At 42.0% G+C, this 18,145-nt stretch carries 16 protein-coding genes; 7 read left to right on the plus strand and 9 right to left on the minus strand.

Annotated elements, in window-relative coordinates; translation table 11 throughout:
• Positions 1-2 precede the first annotated feature (2 nt).
• The 4 genes from tssE to tssB form a co-directional block, all read right to left on the minus strand.
• A complete protein-coding gene (gene tssE, locus SLS51_RS05825; protein WP_323836391.1) occupies positions 3-443 on the minus strand; it encodes a type VI secretion system baseplate subunit TssE in 441 nt (146 codons plus the stop codon).
• A gap of 56 nt (positions 444-499) precedes the next feature.
• On the minus strand, positions 500-994 hold the full coding sequence (locus SLS51_RS05830; RefSeq protein WP_323836393.1) for an Hcp family type VI secretion system effector: 495 nt from the start codon (positions 992-994) through the stop codon (positions 500-502).
• 66 nt (positions 995-1,060) lie between these two features.
• On the minus strand, positions 1,061-2,542 hold the full coding sequence (gene tssC, locus SLS51_RS05835; RefSeq protein ID WP_323836570.1) for a type VI secretion system contractile sheath large subunit: 1,482 nt from the start codon (positions 2,540-2,542) through the stop codon (positions 1,061-1,063).
• Between the two features lie 7 nt (positions 2,543-2,549).
• On the minus strand, positions 2,550-3,101 hold the full coding sequence (gene tssB / locus SLS51_RS05840; protein WP_323836395.1) for a type VI secretion system contractile sheath small subunit: 552 nt from the start codon (positions 3,099-3,101) through the stop codon (positions 2,550-2,552).
• A gap of 724 nt (positions 3,102-3,825) precedes the next feature.
• Here tssB and SLS51_RS05845 point away from each other — a divergent pair.
• A complete protein-coding gene (locus tag SLS51_RS05845; protein WP_323836397.1) occupies positions 3,826-4,089 on the plus strand; it encodes a toxin-antitoxin system HicB family antitoxin in 264 nt (87 codons plus the stop codon).
• A 255-nt stretch (positions 4,090-4,344) separates the two neighbouring features.
• Here SLS51_RS05845 and SLS51_RS05850 read toward each other — a convergent pair whose 3' ends face one another.
• Positions 4,345-5,352: a tail fiber protein gene (locus SLS51_RS05850; RefSeq protein ID WP_323836399.1), complete on the minus strand. Its 1,008-nt coding sequence runs from the start codon at positions 5,350-5,352 to the stop codon at positions 4,345-4,347.
• Positions 5,353-5,920: 568 nt separating this feature from the next.
• Between SLS51_RS05850 and SLS51_RS05855 the strand changes: the two genes are divergently transcribed.
• The gene (locus SLS51_RS05855; protein ID WP_391529213.1) at positions 5,921-6,094 is read left to right on the plus strand and encodes a hypothetical protein; all 174 of its coding nucleotides are present in this window, start codon (positions 5,921-5,923) and stop codon (positions 6,092-6,094) included.
• A gap of 218 nt (positions 6,095-6,312) precedes the next feature.
• On the opposite strand, the gene SLS51_RS05860 is transcribed toward SLS51_RS05855, so the two are convergent.
• The 3 genes from SLS51_RS05860 to SLS51_RS05870 all read right to left on the minus strand — a co-directional run bounded on the left by SLS51_RS05860 (position 6,313) and on the right by SLS51_RS05870 (position 7,661).
• Positions 6,313-6,699 carry a hypothetical protein gene (locus SLS51_RS05860; protein ID WP_323836401.1) on the minus strand — a complete coding sequence of 129 codons (387 nt, stop codon included), beginning with the start codon at positions 6,697-6,699 and terminating at the stop codon, positions 6,313-6,315.
• A 291-nt stretch (positions 6,700-6,990) separates the two neighbouring features.
• Positions 6,991-7,398 (minus strand): type II toxin-antitoxin system VapC family toxin, encoded by a 408-nt coding sequence (locus SLS51_RS05865; protein WP_323836572.1) that lies wholly within the window; start codon positions 7,396-7,398, stop codon positions 6,991-6,993.
• Positions 7,398-7,661: a type II toxin-antitoxin system Phd/YefM family antitoxin gene (locus SLS51_RS05870; protein WP_323836403.1), complete on the minus strand. Its 264-nt coding sequence runs from the start codon at positions 7,659-7,661 to the stop codon at positions 7,398-7,400. Before SLS51_RS05870 ends, SLS51_RS05865 begins: the two co-directional genes overlap by 1 nt.
• 303 nt (positions 7,662-7,964) lie before the next feature.
• Between SLS51_RS05870 and SLS51_RS05875 the strand changes: the two genes are divergently transcribed.
• Positions 7,965-9,815 carry a polyurethane esterase gene (locus tag SLS51_RS05875; protein WP_323836405.1) on the plus strand — a complete coding sequence of 617 codons (1,851 nt, stop codon included), beginning with the start codon at positions 7,965-7,967 and terminating at the stop codon, positions 9,813-9,815.
• A 229-nt stretch (positions 9,816-10,044) separates the two neighbouring features.
• Here SLS51_RS05875 and SLS51_RS05880 read toward each other — a convergent pair whose 3' ends face one another.
• Positions 10,045-11,022 carry a helix-turn-helix transcriptional regulator gene (locus SLS51_RS05880; protein ID WP_323836407.1) on the minus strand — a complete coding sequence of 326 codons (978 nt, stop codon included), beginning with the start codon at positions 11,020-11,022 and terminating at the stop codon, positions 10,045-10,047.
• 296 nt (positions 11,023-11,318) lie between these two features.
• On the opposite strand from SLS51_RS05880, the gene SLS51_RS05885 reads away from it, so the two are divergent.
• From SLS51_RS05885 to SLS51_RS05900, 4 genes are read left to right on the plus strand one after another with little or no spacing between them, the layout of a single operon-like run.
• Entirely contained in the window at positions 11,319-13,325 is a 2,007-nt protein-coding gene (locus SLS51_RS05885; RefSeq protein WP_323836409.1) for a TonB-dependent receptor, read from the plus strand.
• Entirely contained in the window at positions 13,322-14,566 is a 1,245-nt protein-coding gene (locus tag SLS51_RS05890; RefSeq protein ID WP_323836411.1) for an MFS transporter, read from the plus strand. Before SLS51_RS05885 ends, SLS51_RS05890 begins: the two co-directional genes overlap by 4 nt.
• On the plus strand, positions 14,559-16,358 hold the full coding sequence (locus SLS51_RS05895) for an ABC transporter ATP-binding protein (protein WP_323836413.1): 1,800 nt from the start codon (positions 14,559-14,561) through the stop codon (positions 16,356-16,358). Before SLS51_RS05890 ends, SLS51_RS05895 begins: the two co-directional genes overlap by 8 nt.
• Positions 16,258-18,114, plus strand: coding sequence for an ABC transporter ATP-binding protein (locus SLS51_RS05900; protein WP_323836415.1), 1,857 nt, complete (start codon positions 16,258-16,260; stop codon positions 18,112-18,114). The genes SLS51_RS05895 and SLS51_RS05900 overlap by 101 nt, the downstream gene beginning before the upstream one ends.
• Positions 18,115-18,145 lie beyond the last annotated feature (31 nt).

Raw genomic sequence — 18,145 nt, forward strand, 5'->3', positions numbered from 1 at the left:
TGTTATTTATCCCATGAAATTGAATAGCTATATGCGGTACTGTTCCATGAGATAGAAAACACCACTTGTTCGTTGAAGAAAATTCCACTTACCCAAAAGGTTATATTTTCTGGTGTGTTTTTTTGTAATGTAATAACGACATTTTGCAAACGAGGTTCGAACCAGGAAATAGCTTGGTCAATATTATTGCTTAGTACATCAATACGTTCATCATCAGAAATATCCACATTAATGACATCGGAAACGCCATAATTTAAAACTGATTTCGGCAACTCACCAAATAAAGGGGAAATTTCAGAAATCGGTCTTGATGAAAATAACATACTCAAGTCAGAAATCAGGCTTTGTACAACTTCCTGACGTGACCAGACAAGTGCGACACCCCGTTTTTCATCTTGTGGATAATCATCTTTTAAGCGGTGGAGAAATGAAGGTTGAATCATTATATTTTTTTCCGGCTAGAAACTGCCGGCCAAAGGCCGACAGTAAACGGTAATTGTTATTGTTTTTTGTTCTCGATAAGATCCCAACCTTCCGGTCCCACCTTAGTTCCTTTAGTTCCATCTTCTTTGAGTGGTGTAAATGTCCATTTAATTTTGGAATAGGTGATAGAAATCTGTTCTTGTGGGAATTCACCGCCACGTGAACAGGTTTCATGAACATCGGAGATGACACACTCTTCCATTTCCACTTCTGCGTAAGGATGCATTTCGCCTTTGAAAATCGTGCAGATTTCCAGTTTCACTTTCTTAATTGCGGTACCTTGCGCCACAGCAGACAGTAAGCCAATAGAACTGGAATCCATCACCTTCACACAGTCAATGGTACGGAAATCCGCTGCACCAACGGTAATTTTACGTTTACCGCTGTCTGCAATACGTGCATGGTTAAATACACCAAAATTGACATGTTCCAGCTCAATCCACTCTTTATGTTGGCTGTCGGTACTTTCACCTTTAATACTATCAATTTGTAAAAAGATTGAAGAACTCATAATTAACTACTCCAGTTAGTTGTAATAAATATTAATAAATAGGATAAATATTAATAAATAGAAAAATCAGGCAGCCGATGATGGCGGTAAATCAGCCACCAACCGTAAAGACATACTTAATCCTTCTAATTGGAAATGCGGCCTTAAATAGGCTACAGCCCGATATGTTCCCGGTGATCCAGGAACTTCAACAACATCAACTCTTGCCTCCCGTAATGGGTGACTCGCTTTTATTTCCGCGCCGACGGTATCAGAGCCAACAATATATTGGTTGATCCAGTTTTGCAGATAAGATTGACATTCTCCGCGGGACATAAAACTGCCCACTTTGTCACGCACAATCATTTTCAAATAATGAGCGAAACGAGATGTTGTCATAATGTATTGCAATTGGGTTGATAATTTTGCGTTGGCATTTGCCAAGTCAGAATTATATTTTCTCGGCTTATTCGGTGACTGTACCGAGAAAAATGCGGCATAGTCAGTTCCTTTATAATAAACCAGAGGAATGAACCCTAATTCTGCTAACTCTTTTTCGCGGCGATCAGAGATAGCCACCTCAGTCGGGCATTGCAGCACATTTTCACCGGACACAGAGGTATAGTGATACGCTGGCAATGCTTCGACCAATCCTCCGCCTTCTACACCACGGATCGCTGCACACCAACCATACTGTTCAAATGCAGCGACCATACGGCCTGCCAGTGCATAGGCGGCGTTAATCCACAGATAACTATTGCTATTCCCTTCTTTGACCTGCTCTTCGAAGCAGAATTGTTCGACCGGGATGGTTTTTGCCCCATAAGGCAAACGGCCAATGACTCGTGGTAAAGTCAAGCCGACATAACGAGAGTCATCAGATTCCCGGAAGCGTTTCCAACGCAGATAATCGGATGTTGCAAGCAGTTTGGATAAATCACGTGGACGTGGGAGTTCACCAAAATCATTCAGCCCCAACATGCCCGCGTTGACTGAACTGATAAACGGCGCATGGGCGGCTGCGGCCACATGAGAAATCTGCTCTAGTAAGTAGAGATCTTCCGGGCTGTTATCAAAGTCAAAATCACCGACAAATGCGGAATAAGGTTCACCACCAAAGGTACCGTATTCATATTCATACACATTTTTAAACAGCATTGACTGATCGAAATCCGATGCCGATTTAAAGTCTTTAATCAAATCGGTTTTCGTCGCGTTCAGCATGCGGATTTGGGTATTATCCGTTTCGCTTTGGTCAAGTAATCCTTTAAGCCCTACCCAAGAAGACTCCAGACGCTGAAATTCCGGATGATGTAAAACCAGACTCAGTTGAGCGGACATCAGCGCATCAATCGCTGCGATACGTTCCTCAATGCTGTTTACTAAATCGCCAGAAACCACCAGTGAACCGGAAGTGACTTCGGCCAGAAACTGGTCGAGTTGGCTTTTTACCCGATCACGATCGGCTTCCCGACGGATGGCTTGGGTGTTATCAATAATTTGATCAAGAAAATCACCACTTGTTTCTGTCGTTTTCAATTCTTGCTGTTCAACAACGCTCTGTTCCATGCTGTCCTCACTGTGCATTACTATTTTCCGGAGTATTGTTATTGTCCGGGGTGACGTCATCCGCTCTATTTTCTGTGGCGGTGGTTTCCGTTTCTTTATTTACCTGCGGTAATTTATCCGCATGTTCAGCCAGAATTTCCGCCAGACGGTCACGCAATTTTTCATTGCTCAGTGCACGGCCTTTCAGATCACTGAGTTTGCTGCGTACTTCTAACAAATGATGAAGCGGTTCTATTTGTTTCGCTAAATTCTCAGGGTTAAAATCAGCCATTGATTTAAATTGCAAATCGACATTAATAAATCCGCTCTGACCCGGCAGCGCGCTTTCAACCTGTAATTCCAATGAGGGTGATAAGCCTTCCATCACGGCATTAAAATTATCTTTATCAATATGCATGAAACGACGTTCACGCATGGGAATAGATTGCTCAGCAAATTGTCCAATAACACCAATAACCAAAGGCAATTCTTTTTTCTCGACCGCACCACCTAATTCAACATCATAAGTAATCTGAACTCGGGGCGGTCTGACTTTATCAAGCTTACGTTGAGTATTCATGGCACCTTTTACCTTTATATATGACAGGAAGTGCAAACTTACGTTAAACCGCACCAAACCTGATTAATGGTCTATTTCAGTAAGTATTTTGAAATAGACAGTAAATAACCGAATTAAGATGAGAAATAGATGAAGAGATCAATTAACATTATTTATAGCAAGTTAATATGCTGTGACACATTTAATGATATTCAAAACCCACCGTATTTCGGCGGGGAATAAATTCTCATGGATATTAACTTAATGCAATAGTCTTAGAGTGAAATATAATATATGGAATTTTATGTTATTTTGTAATTGACTGTATTTATTGTGAAAAATCGATAAGGCACATTGTGGTAAAAATGCATTTTCATACTTGTCTTATTTTTTATACTGCCGTTTTTAATAATCAAAATCTGACGAATCAGAAAAGTAAAAATATAGATGGAATTAGGGTTTGATTTAATCTTGGATGAGTCGTAGAAAGAAAATAAAATACTTTGCGAGTTTTTATTAGATAAAAGCGCTGATTAAAAACAGCGCTTTATTGATATTTGATTTTGTTTTTTTAAGCTAATTAAGTTTGTCGCTAATGAAATATCAACCTGATTTATATTAACCATTAACTTTAAGCGAACTCTTTGATTTTCAGGGATTGCATGAGGTGGTTATTATGGTACTGTGTTTGGAACGTTTAATATTGAGGTTCTGACACCGGCCATTGCCATTAGGAGAGTGAGAAATGAGTGAAACATCAACCGATACATTGCGATTACCGAAATCTCTAAGAGAGGAAGTCACCAGAGTGGCAAAGCGTGATCGTACCAGCGTTAACCAGTTTATTGCTATCGCAGTTGCGGAAAAAATTTCTGCTCTGGAAACTGAGCAATTTTTTTCAGACCGTGCCAAAGCTGCTGAAGCTGCTGATATAAAAGCATTCCGGGATATCCTATTCCGGACAGGTGGAGAAACGCCTCGCACTGATGATGAACTTGTTCATCGATAACATACTGAACTGGAAAGTTACTTTTTCAGAGCATAGGAACCGTATTCTTGTCCATCTGGTTTTCCAAATATGATGACGATGCTCAATCCAAACTTCGAGCGTGTCTAGAAAGCAATAAAAGCTCATCTTACCTGATGAGCTTTTATTATCCGTGAAAATGATTTTGCTAGAGCCACGTGTCATGATTAACGATGATGTTATTCATAACTAATATGGCTATGGCGATTTCAGTATCTAAGATATATTCTTTTGTTATTATTCCGCCTTTACGATGTAGTTAAAAGCGATATTGCGGGGGCGGGTTTCTGTTGCTGCACGTGCGACAAGTGATGAATCGAAATTGACTACTCTTCCGTAGTCCCCCCCATCAAGTGTATTGCCTCTATGTGTACTATCCCCAAGTGAAAATGCGCCAGCGGCGTTAATAACAACAGCTCTGATAGTTGTAAATGTTCCCGTAATTTTTTGAATGGCATCCTCTTGAGATGTTAAAATTACACGCTTAGCATCCACACCGCGCCCATCATCCCAACCGCGAATAAATTCGCCTCTTAAATCGGGTAATCTGCCATCAGGATAAGCTTCTGCTAACTTTGGGTACTGTAATTTATTAAAAGCGGAACCATTACAGGTGAAATAGCCGATAGGTGGATGGGGCAACGGCCAAGGAATAGGAGCACCAACAGGAATTTCATTGGTTGTCTTAATCAATCTATCCACTTCTGCTCGGGTATACACTTCTGACCGAGTGTATACCTCTGTTCTAGTATATGCTCCCACATCACTTGCATTCAGATTAATATCCTCAGTCAGCGCTTTACCATTTATTTTCCGGCTATTGGAGACTTTGCCATCAATATTTCCACGCAATGAGTTGATGATTTCCTGAACTAGCTTTTGTGTCACTGCCAATGTGTCATTATTGCCGATTTCATTGGTTAGTTGGACAACGCCTTTTTGTGTCAATGAGGCGTTGGGAATTTCTGCGGTGACTTTTTGTTTTAACGCTTGATTTAATTTGGCGCTGAGTTTAGCTATATCACCATCATCCAGAATGTCGTCACCAGATTGTGTCGCAATAAAGTTGGCGATAACAGACGCTATTGTTGACGATTGGCGTAATACCTTATTTAATACATGAGTAGATATATTATCTGGTGGAAATCCTACCTGTAGACTTTGATTTTCCTCATATTTTTCTTGACTCACTACATTAGCATTATTACTAATAGAAAAAGCTTTGAAATCATTTTTTTGGTTCATACGCCCCTCTTGAATTAAATTTTTTTCCATATAATAAACATATTAAATTATCGTATAGATAACTCTACCCATTGGCGACAATCATAGTCTAGTTCAAAAAAATAATAATGGACTATTTTTATAACTTACAGGATTGATTATTTTTGTATAAGAATAAAATAAAAAATTAATGCATGTTAATTATTATTTCACTGAAAAATAAACCTATATGACAATAAATTTAAAATGTGAAAATGATTTTATTTGAATAAAATAATGGAAAGGAAAATAGGATGAAAATAAATTTTAATTATTGAGGAAAATATTTTTTAAGCTCTGTGAAATAGGCACATCGGTCAATTCAAAATCAATCACATTTCGTGTGACGACAGTCATACCATGAACCAACGCGGTGGCGGCGATTAGTGCATCACGCTCTGAACATGGATCAGGGATGTTAGATTACGTTCAAATTCAGCTACTGCACCAAGTAAGTGAAAAATGCAGGTTTTCTTTACCTGGTAGCAAAGCGGAGATTTCATGATATAGTATTAAAAGGTATTACCTTTTAATATTTAGGTGGAAGAAAATGGCAACCTATGTAGAGCGTGAAGAAAAACGTGAATCTTTCAAGCAGGATGCATTGCGTGCCTGGGAAGCGTATCAAGAGAATGGACTACACCTGACGCTTGAAGAAGCGGACGACTGGTTAGCTAAGCTCGAAGCAGGAGAAGATGCGGAGTTACCTGAATGTCACGTTTGATATGGAAAAAGCCATCACTGAAAGTTTTCTACTCAGAAGAAGATTTCCCAGTGACGGCTTAAACGGAATTCGGGCTATGCTATATTAACACCTCCTCTAATATAACTAACATTCAATGTGAAATCATAAAAAAACCACTATCGCATTCATTCTTTTGAACTCAATTACAGATAATTGGTAAAAGATAAATTTTGTTTTTAGTTATAAATAATGGCGGATTAATATTTACTCAACACCATCCGTGGTAAATCACCATTTGTTTTAATATTAAGTTTATAATTCCCCCCAATTATTTCTGAATCACCAGATATAATCTGCTTATTGCCAAACTGTTTTTTATTGTTTGTCAAATAGACTTGACTGCCATGTTGAAACATATAGTTCTCAATATTAGAAGCCCCTTTTTTACTGAAAGTGATTTTGATACAACGACCAGAGTCAAGATCTTGCTGACTATCACACCACGGAATCGGTATATCACCGGTAGGTTCATCCTTCCCAGGAAAAACAGTCACACTCTGTGTTGATTGCTGATTCAATAAATCTACTTTGTATTTACAACCAAATTTGTTATCAACATTAGTAATAGTACGAACATCTGGCATAATAATTTCATCCTAATATAATTTAAAGAATTTTTTCTTTTATATAACATATTAAAGGAACTGAACTCTTAAGTCCAAGTTTAATAAATATCATTATCAATGATATTTACATGAAACATATTCTACCTGAGTTTTCTGTGTGATTTCAAGATACGTATTTATCAATAATTATAGGTGGACTCACATAATAAGCTTATTATGTGAGTCCACCTCGTGATTATTATTTAAATCTGTCACTCATATTTATTTTCCACTTAATATAAACATGAATATTTAAATATTTCATCGTCCTTAAACCCAAGGATTTAATATTGGCACATCGGTCAATTCAAAATCAATCACATTTCGTGTGACGACAGTCATACCATGAACCAGCGCAGTGGCGGCGATTAGTGCATCACGCTTATCTGGAACATGCAACCGGGCACACCGCTGAGCCACCGCCATATCTACCGGCAAGATCCGACCAGCAAATTCCGGTATTACATGGTGGTTGAACCATGAGCGCAATAATGCCCCTTGGGTTATGTCTCGTCGTTCAATCTGTAAGATGCCGGTTTCCAGCTCCATAATGGTAATGGCTGACAGGAAGAGCTCTGTTGCATCGACACTTTCAGCCCATGCAGCCACACCGGCATTAGCCTTACTTGCTCGAACTTTCCGAAGTTCGGAGACAACATTGGTATCAAGAATATACATCATGAGAAATTGGCTGGACGGCTATTTGAACATGGGATAGCAACACGTGGTGGATTGAATTCAATATCTTCAACACCGGGCATTGCCAAAGCATCAGCGATGTTTCTACGCTGCTTGGTGATTCGTTGATATTCCTCAATGGTTAGCAGGACATGCGCCGGTTTGCCACGATCTGTGATGAACACTGGACCGCTTTTAGCCGCTTTTTTTGCCCTGCTGACATCTTGATTAAGCTCCCGACTTGATAAGGTTGTGATTGACATAGTGCACCTCGATATAACAGCTAATTTATGTAGGCACGTTACTACATAATGCTAAGGGGTGCAAACTTTAGTCATTCCCCCTCTTAGCATTCCAGGAAAAACTCGCGAGACCATTTAGCATATAAACTTGATTTATTCAATTAAAGTTTTGTAAAAATATTAAATTTTCATTATGGCTCACTAATTTATAAATTTTTAGATAATTACTCTTTAAATGATCTGCATCAATCTATACTTACCTAGTTGGTTAATATTTTTAGAACACTTTTTTAACTTTATTTTAACTTAATAAGGATATGCATCATGGGTGTTTTTCAGTACAAAGACTTTGATGATACTACTTCCAAAGAGTTATTTTCCGACGCAAAAACTATCTCCGGGTATGCTTACCATAATCTGGGTAGCGGATTTGCCGAGGGGTATTACAATTATGGTTTTGGTCTAGGGATGCCATTAACATTGTTGACCGCAATTCTCGGCAGCACGACATCGCAGGGCATCACACCTAAATTGCCTTGGAATCCGGACGCAGAAAAACAGGCACAAGATAAACTCAATGATGCAGGATGGTTTACTATCAGTGCTGATGAGTTAGGTTATCAGGGAAAAACTGATGCCCGCGGTACTTTTTTTGGCGAAAAATCAAGTCATTCCACTGCACAGGCAGAGGTAATGGGAAAATATGATGCTGATGGTAATTTGATTTCTATTGGCATTGCGTTTCGCGGTACAAGTGGTCCCCGAGAGTCAATTATTACCGATACATTCGGCGACGTTATGAATAATGTGCTGGTAGCTTTAGGTAAGAAAGACTATTCGAATGACTACGCGCCAAACGCTTTCGGCCGGCTGCTGGACCATGTAGCTAATTATGCCAAAGCTCACGGTTTGACGGGCAGTGATGTTGTGGTCAGCGGCCATAGTTTGGGTGGGTTAGCTGTGAATAGTATGGCGGAGTCTAGCGATACGAAATGGGGTGGATTCTACTCCGAGTCGAACTATATCACTTTCGCTTCGCCATCACAGTATGAGAAAGGTAATAAAGTGCTGAACGTGGGATACGAGAATGATCCCGTATTCCGCGTATTAAACGGCACCAGCATTGATTCGTTCTCTCCGGGTGTTCACGATGTACCAAGGGATTCGGCTACAAATAATATTGTTAATTTTAACGATCACTATGCATCAGATTGGTGGAATGTGTTGCCCTTCTCTATTGCTAATCCGTCAACCTGGGTTTCGCATGTGACGCCATTTTATCAGAGCGGCATGCAACGTATTATGGAGTCAACGTTCTACGACCTGACTCATAAAGACTCTACTATTGTTGTTAGTAATCTTTCCAACGTCACCCGTGAAAATACCTGGGTGCAAGATTTGAACCGGAATGCGGAGAAACACACGGGTAGTACTTTTATTATCGGTACCGACGGCAACGACCTCATTAAAGGTGGTAAAGGAAACGATTATCTGGAAGGACGCGACGGCAATGATATATTTCGTGATGATGGCGGATTTAACATTATTGCTGGCGGGAAAGGCCATAATACCTTTGACTTACAGAAGTCACTAAAAAATGCAGAAATAGCCTATGACCAGGCAGGTACATTGTATATGCGTGATGCACAAGGCGGTATCACCATTGCTACGGATATCTCGACTATAAGAAGTAAGGAAAGTACCTGGCTGTTTCTGACTAAACAGGTGGATTCCCAAGTCAGAGCCGATGGTTTGTATTCTAGCAGTGGATTGAAGAAATACGCCAATTCAGTCACAGGCAACGATGGGAATGATACTCTGACTGCTAAAACCTCCGGTAGCTGGCTGTTCGGTCTGGATGGCGATGATACGTTGATCGGCTTCGGCAACAATAATGTCTTCATCGGTGGTGAAGGTAATGATGTTCTGAAAAGTCAGGGTAATAACAATACCTTCCTGTTCAGCGGTGATTTTGGACAAGACATCATCTATGGTTACAACAAGACGGATAAATTGGTGTTCTTGGGTACCGAAGGCAGCAGTGATAAAAGTAATTATCTGGATCATGCTTCTATGGTGGACAATGATCTGGTGTTTACCTTCGGACAAAACTCAGTCACTCTGGTTGGCGTCAGCATGGACAGCTTATCGGTAGATAACATAATACTGGCGTAACATATATACCCTATGGATTTCAAGATGCATCAAGACGGCAAGGGAGTGAATCCCCGGGAGCATAGCAAACGATGTGACCGGGGTGAGCGAGTGCAGCCAACAAAGAGGCAACTTGAAAGATGACGGGTATAAATCATACGATACCCCTATTCATGAATAGGCCATGTCAAAATGGCCATCTTTTTTAAAATCAATTAAATAGTTAGCATTGTAGAATAGAGATTTTCATTTATTTTCCGATTACGATATTTTCTGTTAATGAAGTGTGAACAACGGCATATTTCGCCTGCCATGCTTTAGGATTGATCAAATAATGTTGCCGGAAGCGTTTAGAAAAATGGCTTGGACTGGCGTAACCTACTGCGGTAGAAACATCAATGACACTCATGCCTTTTTTCAATAAATCTTCTGCGGTCGTCATGCGGACATTTTCCAGATATTGATGGAAAGTGCGAAAAACAACCGCACGAAAACCCTCTTTTAATTTCCGTTCATTTAAACCAACCGCTCTTGATAATGATTTTATTGTCCAAGGGTAATGATAATCACTGTTAATTATTTTTATTGCATTATAAACAGCGCGGCGTTGTAGCCCGTTAACCATATTATATTGACAATCATAAACTTGAGATGCCACACAAGCGAGTATTTCTAACGCTTTTGCCTTTAAATAAACCTTTCTTACATTGCCACTTAATTGGCACTCTTCTATTTGGTTCACTATCTGCATAAATGGTGGGTAGATAGGACATGCCATCATCAATACATCACTGTAACTGGCGTTCTTTTCAAAACCTGCCGCTAATTGAGTAAAAGGTGGCAATTCCTGAGCTGCAATTTCGTTCAATGAAAAACGAATGTCGAGTATATGCCATGATCCGCAGCTAAAGAAGTTCATGCCTCGCGTCATTTTAGGTGAATAGAAAAATATCATCATTCCCGAATGAATATCTAATTCATCACCATTTTCAATCGCCATTTTCCCTCTCCCGTTTAAAATAAACGCGATTGATACCGTTGGCGGCCCTTCACAATATTCTGTGATATCTTTGTTAAGTTCAAAGCGTAGCCGGTTGATGTGAATGCCGTCAGATAATTCCTCAATCAATAAGGGAGTATTTGTATTCTTTTTATCTTCATGTGAATGCATGCAATTGCAATGGTCAGCTGTGAAAACTTCTAATTTTTTGCTATAGATTGTCTTCATGAGATCCCCTGTAAAATTGGCATCAAATACCAGTTAAAAATTGTTTCCGTACTTAAAACAGTATGTTTTACATATTAAAAACATTATATTTTTACTGTATATATATATTCTAATTGTAAATATCACGCAATTTATCATTAATGATAATCATTATCAATAGTACGTAATGCGCTACTTTTGTCCCTATCCCGTTAGCCCTGATGGAATACTATCGATAGTCTCCCGTTATGTTTTTTGTTTTACCACACCTAATTTTCGTAAAACATGATTTAAACAGTGCATAACGAGTTATTTATATGAGAAAAAAATACGCTAGAGCGTCTGTCTTATGTTGTTTAATTTCGCCTGTAGTATGGGCAGAACATTCGTCTGGCGCGACAGAAGATGCTTTGATTGTGACGGCCAATAAACGGGAAGAAGCGTTAAATAAAGTGGATGGCAGCGTTCTGGTTAAAACAGGCGAGGAACTTGTACAGGCCGGTATCACTCAAGTACAAGATCTTGAACGCGCTTTCCCGGGTTTACAAATCCGCTCACGAGGTAATAGAACCTATTCAGCAACCACCATTCGCGGTATTAGTTCACCGGACTTCTACTCGCCTTCTGTTCGAATTTATGTCGATGGCGTTCCTCAGGATCACCAGTTCCTAACACAAGAATTAATCAACGTGGAACGTGTCGAACTATTACGCGGTCCGCAAGGGACTTTATATGGCGGAAACGCCCAAGCGGGTGTTATTAATATCATCACTCGTTCGCCGCAAGAAGGCCCTTGGCTTAACCTTTCCGGTAATTATTCTAAGCTGAAACAAGGCGGTTCTTTCAGCGGATCAATACCGCTTATTGAAGATCTCCTTTATGGTAGTACCAGCCTGCGTTGGGTAAAAGAGCCTGGGCAAATTGATGCACCAAATCGTGGCGATAAAAATATTGATTCCAGCAAAACCTGGCTTGGTCGAGGGCAACTGACGTTTGCACCAGAAGATTCTTCGTTCAGTGCTGAACTTAGCTTTGCTCATGAAGATCTCGATTCCCATGAAGAACTTTATTTAAACGACGAACAATTTCGTCGGAAAGAATATGAGGGCCCTATCCCTGATTTAACCCGGCGGGTTAACAGTTATGCATTCAAGGCTGAATATGATTTCGGCGACAGTGTATTAACCAGTGTGACTTCTTATCAGGATCGCGATATTTACCGTGATTTCATTGGTGGTAAATGGAAAGAGAAACACCATGCCACCACGCAAGAGCTGCGTTTGAACTCCAATTTCTCAAATGGGATTACCAGCGTTCTCGGTGGCTGGTTTTCAGATGAAAAGAATAAACATCATACCAGTGGTTACCCCGGTCACTATGGCAATGCGGCTAACACAATAAAAGGAAAATCGCTGGCACTGTTTGGTGAAGTGAAATTGCCCTTTGCTTCTCAGTGGGATTTGACCTTGGGCGGGCGTTTGTCCCATGAAAAATCGCAGATAGATTATGCGGGTCGTTCTGGCATGGCAGCAATCGAAGCTTTTGATAACCAAGTGTCCAGCAATGAGTTTACACCTAAGACTGCCCTGGGTTGGCAACTGACGCCAGATACCCGTTTCTATCTCTCTGCCACTAAAGGATACAAACCCGGTGGATTCAATAACATTGTCTCCTCAGCCAAGGATAGAAAACCCTACCATACTGAAACCTCAGATAATTATGAGCTCGGCTGGCATACCTCGTTCTTTGATAACGCAGTGACATTAGACAGCGCTGTTTACTACATTCGTTCGAAAGATAAACAAATTTATGTTGATCTGATCGGTGCACAGTTTATACGCAATGTGGGTAAAGCAGAGAGCAAAGGCATTGAGTTGAGTAGCCAGATTAAGCCAATGAAAGGGCTGAAATTTTCTCTCGGGGGAAGTGTAGGCAAATCAAACTTCACTGATGCAACCGATACAGAGAATGGCATAAGTTATAACGATAAACGTCTGCCTTATGCGCCAGATGTCATGCTTAATGCAAATTTTGACTACTTGATTGATCAAACGTTGTTACCCGGTAACCTCTATTTAAATGCCGGTGCCCGCTACTATTCAAAAAGCTACTTTAATGAAGCGAATACCCTTGAACAGGGAGGATACACCCTCTATGACGCTTCATTAAGTTTAGAAATGGCACACGGGGTTAGCGTAAAACTCTATGGCGAAAATCTGGGCGATAAAAAGTATCGTGTCTCCAGTTTCACCGTGGAGCCAAATACGCTCAGTATGATCAATAAAGGCTTGAATGTTGGGCTGGATGTGAGTGTCTCACTATGACGCATAATATCTCCCATCCCCGCTATATATCGTTATTACTGCTAACTTTAGCGGGTGTTTACACTATCCAAAGTACTATCGGCATGTTGACGTTACAAAGTATGCCGGCATTTCTGCGCAGCCACGGTGTAACCCCGGATAAAATCGGCTTGCTCTACTTGTTGATGCTGCCTTGGGCGTTCAAATTCCTTTGGGCACCTATTATAGAGCGCTATCGTAAATCGGGTTCGGGGGATACAAACCCCCGTCGTATCATGATCTGCGGTAATTTGCTAATTACCTTGCTTTTTTGTTCAATGTCATTGGCAAGACCTGCCGAACATATGCCGCTGATTATTGTTGGTCTGTTTTTGATCACCATTTGCCTGACCGTGGTGGATACCACCACCGATGGTCACGCGATTGACCGGTTATCACCAAAATATCGCCCTTGGTGCAATGTTATGCAAGTTGGCGGCGGTTATTTGGGTTCTATTATCGGCAGCGGTCTGTTTCTATACCTTGTTTCACTGTATGGTTGGCACATTGGTGCCGGGGTGTTAGCCATAGTGATTCTATTGATGTCATTGCCCACCCTATTTTTACGGGAAACACAGGTAGAAAAAGCACCAACAGTCTTAAAAGCCCCGGTTGCCCCTTCTCTCAAAAATGCACTCCGTCGGGCGCCGGTTAGGCAAGCACTGGTTTTGATATTGCTGTGTATGATCGGTACGCGCCTTTCACTGGGTATGCTTTCGCCGTTTTTGATCGATCGCGGTGTGGATTTAACTCAACTTGGTATCATTGCCGCCAGTGGTGGTGCATTAGCTGGATTATCTGGTGTTCTGCTTGGTGGCATCATTGTACGTAAATTCGGTGCTGTCCAGACTTTACTGTCTGTCATGCTGCTTGAGTCTATCGTATTAGCCTGTATCTTCTGGCTTGCCCGGCAACCAGAAGCGCCGTTATCCCTGCTGTCAGCCGCATATGTCTTCATCACCTTAATCACTGCCGCCAAATTTGTTGCGCTGTATACCCAAATGATGTCGCTCGCCGCGGGTGCTCAGTCCGGCGTGGATTTTGCGTTGATGCAATCCGCAGATATGGGTATTGCAATTATCTGCTCAGTGTTGGGTGGATTAATTGTTACCAAAGCAGGCTATTCCGCCCTTTTCATTCTTGCACTTCTCTTCACCTTCATTGCCTTGTTCTGGACATTGCGTAAATTCCATAATTTCCACAAGGAGAGCGTGAATGCGTAATCATGATACTTCTGTTCAGAGTTTGCCGGAGCAGCGTGCGGCTGATGCCGGTGTTATTAAAGAGTTATGGTATATGATGCGCCCATACCGCACGTTGAGTTACGTTGCGATTGCACTTGCCATTCTTTCCGCCGGCCTGCAAATATTGCCGGCGGCGGTTGCCGGGCTCATCACCCAATCTATCTATGACGGGCAATATGACTCGCTATTGAATTATGGCGTCATGTTATTGGGATTTACATTTGCCGCTATGTTGACCTTTAGTGGTTCAACGTTTTTTGCTCATTTGATTGCTGCCGATGTGCAAGCTGATGTTCGCCGCAATATCAGCAGTAAGTTGAAGTCTGTACCTTTGGGCTTTTTCATGCTGACCGACAGCACTGAAATAAAAAAGATGATGCTAGATGACGTCGAACAGCTTGAAGATGGTATTGCCCATATCATTCCAGAGATGTCTGCTACCTTATTCGGTCCATTGATCGCATTGAGTGTCATGTTAGCCATTGATTGGCGGTTAGCCTTAGCGGCCTTCGCGCCAACTTTGGGTGCCTGCCTGTTATTCGTCTATATTCAGATAAAAGTTCAAACGACAACTCAGCGTTTTTATGCAGCCCAAAACCGTATTGCTTCAACAATGGGTGAAGTTATTAATGCGATTCCTGTGGTTAAAACCTATTCAGGCGGCAAGGTTGCGTTGCAACGCGCCGAGAAAGCGTTTACTGCCTTGACTCGGATTATTGATGTTTGGGTTGAGAAAGTGCAGGTCAAATCCAGCCGGTTTTTCGTGTTATCCAGTGCTAACCTGTTGTTTGTCCTCCCTTTGGCGGTCTGGTTATTGAACCGACAAGAGATCACTTTATTCGAATTCACTTTCTTTATTTTGGCGGCAATGGCATTCGGCAATATTGCCTCATCCATGTTCGCTGTGATGACACGTTTGCAACAGCAAGAGGCGTTGATCACACGCTATCGTTGGTTAATGAATCAACCTGAACTAGCGCCTTGTACCCAAAGCCAAACACCCGCCGATCACAGCGTCGCTCTGCACAATGTCAGTTTTTCCTACCAAGATAAGCAGGAAAATGCATTAAATAACATTTCATTTTCTATACCGGCAGGCAGTTCATTAGCTTTAGTCGGTGCCAGTGGTTCGGGTAAATCTACCGTAGCGAGTCTTATCGCACGTCTTTGGGACCCTCAGCATGGTCAGGTGACTATTGGCGGTGTGGATATCCGTAATATGGATGAACCGACGCTACGTAATAACGTCTCTTTTGTTTTTCAGCGTGTGTTTCTGTTCAACGATACGGTGGCGAATAACATACGATTAGCCCGTCCTAATGCCTCACAGGCCGAAGTTGAAACGGCTGCTATCGCAGCGCAAGCCCATCAATTTATCCAGCAATTACCACAAGGTTACGACACCGTACTGAACGGTGGTGTGAGTTTATCAGTAGGTGAAAAACAGCGTATTGCCGTTGCCGCCGCTATTCTGAAAAACGTCCCAATTCTTGTATTGGACGAAGCTACAGCCTATGCCGATCCAGAATGTGAAAAAGAGATGCAACAAGCGCTCAATGCCTTATGCCGCAATAAGACTGTGATTGTCATTGCCCATCGCCTGCCGACTATCCGTCATCTTGATCGAATACTGGTTTTAGACAAAGGACAGATTATCGAACAAGGCCCCCATGAGGAACTGGTCGCACAGCAAGGAGCATACGCCAGACAGTGGGCTGCTTGGCGGGGAGAAAAAACCGGGACAGGAGCAAATTATCATGGGGCTATTTAATCGTCTCCAGCAACATCTATCACCAAAACTGCAACGAGTTTGGTTTAAGGGGTTGTTATATAAACAGTTGGATACCGTTGCGATTATGGCTCAACTGGCTATTGCTGCCTGGGCTATTACCCATCTAGGGGAAAGTGACAATCCTATGTTGCCGCTTATCACTTTGGGATTACTGGTTATTTTACTGTTGCTGCGATTTACTTTTATGGCTCGCGCATTACGTAAACTCACTATTGCCGCCTATGGTTTAGGCATAGAAATTCGTCGCTCTCTGCTACAACGCCTTGTCAGTATGTCTGTCGCCACTATTCGGGGATTGAGTGCTGGAAAAATAGCGTTGACGTTATCTGAAGATGTGCAATGGCAGGAAAATCAGTCAGCCTATACCACCCCGCAAATCGCTTGTCAGGTGATGATGCTGACTCTCATCTACCTGGCTTTATTCTGGTTCGATTGGGTAGTTGCCGGTAGTGCATTATTAGTGCTGATGGTTGGGATGTTCATCTTAGGGGCTATCCGTAAAAAACTGAATGAAATATTGCGCTTGCGTGCCACTATGATGGCTGATGTATCCGAAGCTATCGTTGAGTACGCCCAAGGTATGTCTTTTATTCGTGCTGCGGCAGCGACCACGACGGTAGAACAGCGTTTTGACCGCGAAATCGATCAATTACGGGTTGCATTCCGCCGCGGGGTATTCAGAAGTATTCCGCTACTGAGCCTGTTTTACATCATCATTGATACCAGCGTGGTCGTTGGCATTCTGGCTGGTGCCTTGCGTTTTAATTCACCAGAAGCATTAACACTCTCAGAAATGCTTATCACGATTCTGTTGTTGTTTGCCACGATTACCCCTCTACGTGGGATCATCCCCTTACTCAATATAACGGCCTTAACACAAGTAGGTGAAACCCATATTGCAGAGCTAGAAGCTGTTGCAACGCAAGCTTCCGGGCCATTAGCCGCGCCAGCCAAATATGATGTTGACGTTAATAACATCTCATTTAGCTATCCAGGTACCAATCAACCCGCTATTCAAAATGTGTCGTTTTATGCGCCGCAAGGCAGTATGACCGCTATTGTCGGGCCCAGTGGCAGTGGGAAATCCACGTTGGCTTATCTGCTGCTCTCTTTCTATCAACTGGATAAGGGAGAAATCCGTCTGGGTGGAAATGATATCCATCATTACCAAACCCAAGCATTGTATGACACCGTGACTATGGTATTTCAGGAAACCGCACTATTTCAGGATACCGTCGCTAACAATCTCCGGTTGGGTGATCCCAATGCAACCCAATTAGAACTGGAACAAGCAGCTCGTCTTGCCAATATTCACGATACGATTTTGGCATTACCACAAGGATACGATACTCCGCTAGGCGTGGATGGCGGTACGCTGTCTGGTGGCGAGCGTCAGCGCCTTGCCATTGCCCGTGCCATTTTAAAGCAATCTCCGGTTTTATTCCTTGACGAAGCGACGGCTTCTCTCGATCCCGAAAACGAACAGTTGATACAACAGGCGTTTGATTCTCTTACCCGGAATAAAACAGTTTTTGTTATCGCTCATCGGCTGAGCACGATAACCCGCGCTGACCAGATATTGGTGATGGATCATGGAACCCTTTGTGATAGCGGCACTCATGACGAATTGTTAGCGCGTTGTTCACTTTATCAATCTCTTTGGGAAAACCATCTCGGCTCAGAAGAGCACTGGCATCTATACCCAAATAAGCCAAATAAGCCAAATAAGGTGTAACCCCCACCGCTTCGTAACCGTTATTATTTAT

Origin of the sequence: Photorhabdus africana (genome assembly GCF_035181445.1) — a bacterium.
Taxonomy (GTDB): Bacteria; Pseudomonadota; Gammaproteobacteria; order Enterobacterales; family Enterobacteriaceae; genus Photorhabdus; species Photorhabdus laumondii.

Bases quoted from the DNA above. Each gene is read 5' to 3' on its own strand.
- SLS51_RS05900 (WP_323836415.1), top strand. From the start codon at position 16,258: ATGAGGAACTGGTCGCACAGCAAGGAGCATACGCCAGACAGTGGGCTG.
- SLS51_RS05855 (WP_391529213.1), top strand. From the start codon at position 5,921: ATGGCAACCTATGTAGAGCGTGAAGAAAAACGTGAATCTTTCAAGCAG.
- SLS51_RS05885 (WP_323836409.1), top strand. From the start codon at position 11,319: ATGAGAAAAAAATACGCTAGAGCGTCTGTCTTATGTTGTTTAATTTCG.
- SLS51_RS05890 (WP_323836411.1), top strand. From the start codon at position 13,322: ATGACGCATAATATCTCCCATCCCCGCTATATATCGTTATTACTGCTA.
- SLS51_RS05880 (WP_323836407.1), bottom strand. From the start codon at position 11,022: ATGAAGACAATCTATAGCAAAAAATTAGAAGTTTTCACAGCTGACCAT.
- SLS51_RS05830 (WP_323836393.1), bottom strand. From the start codon at position 994: ATGAGTTCTTCAATCTTTTTACAAATTGATAGTATTAAAGGTGAAAGT.
- SLS51_RS05860 (WP_323836401.1), bottom strand. From the start codon at position 6,699: ATGCCAGATGTTCGTACTATTACTAATGTTGATAACAAATTTGGTTGT.
- tssB (WP_323836395.1), bottom strand. From the start codon at position 3,101: ATGAATACTCAACGTAAGCTTGATAAAGTCAGACCGCCCCGAGTTCAG.
- SLS51_RS05845 (WP_323836397.1), top strand. From the start codon at position 3,826: ATGAGTGAAACATCAACCGATACATTGCGATTACCGAAATCTCTAAGA.
- SLS51_RS05895 (WP_323836413.1), top strand. From the start codon at position 14,559: ATGCGTAATCATGATACTTCTGTTCAGAGTTTGCCGGAGCAGCGTGCG.
- SLS51_RS05875 (WP_323836405.1), top strand. From the start codon at position 7,965: ATGGGTGTTTTTCAGTACAAAGACTTTGATGATACTACTTCCAAAGAG.
- SLS51_RS05865 (WP_323836572.1), bottom strand. From the start codon at position 7,398: ATGTATATTCTTGATACCAATGTTGTCTCCGAACTTCGGAAAGTTCGA.
- SLS51_RS05850 (WP_323836399.1), bottom strand. From the start codon at position 5,352: ATGAACCAAAAAAATGATTTCAAAGCTTTTTCTATTAGTAATAATGCT.
- tssE (WP_323836391.1), bottom strand. From the start codon at position 443: ATGATTCAACCTTCATTTCTCCACCGCTTAAAAGATGATTATCCACAA.
- tssC (WP_323836570.1), bottom strand. From the start codon at position 2,542: ATGGAACAGAGCGTTGTTGAACAGCAAGAATTGAAAACGACAGAAACA.
- SLS51_RS05870 (WP_323836403.1), bottom strand. From the start codon at position 7,661: ATGTCAATCACAACCTTATCAAGTCGGGAGCTTAATCAAGATGTCAGC.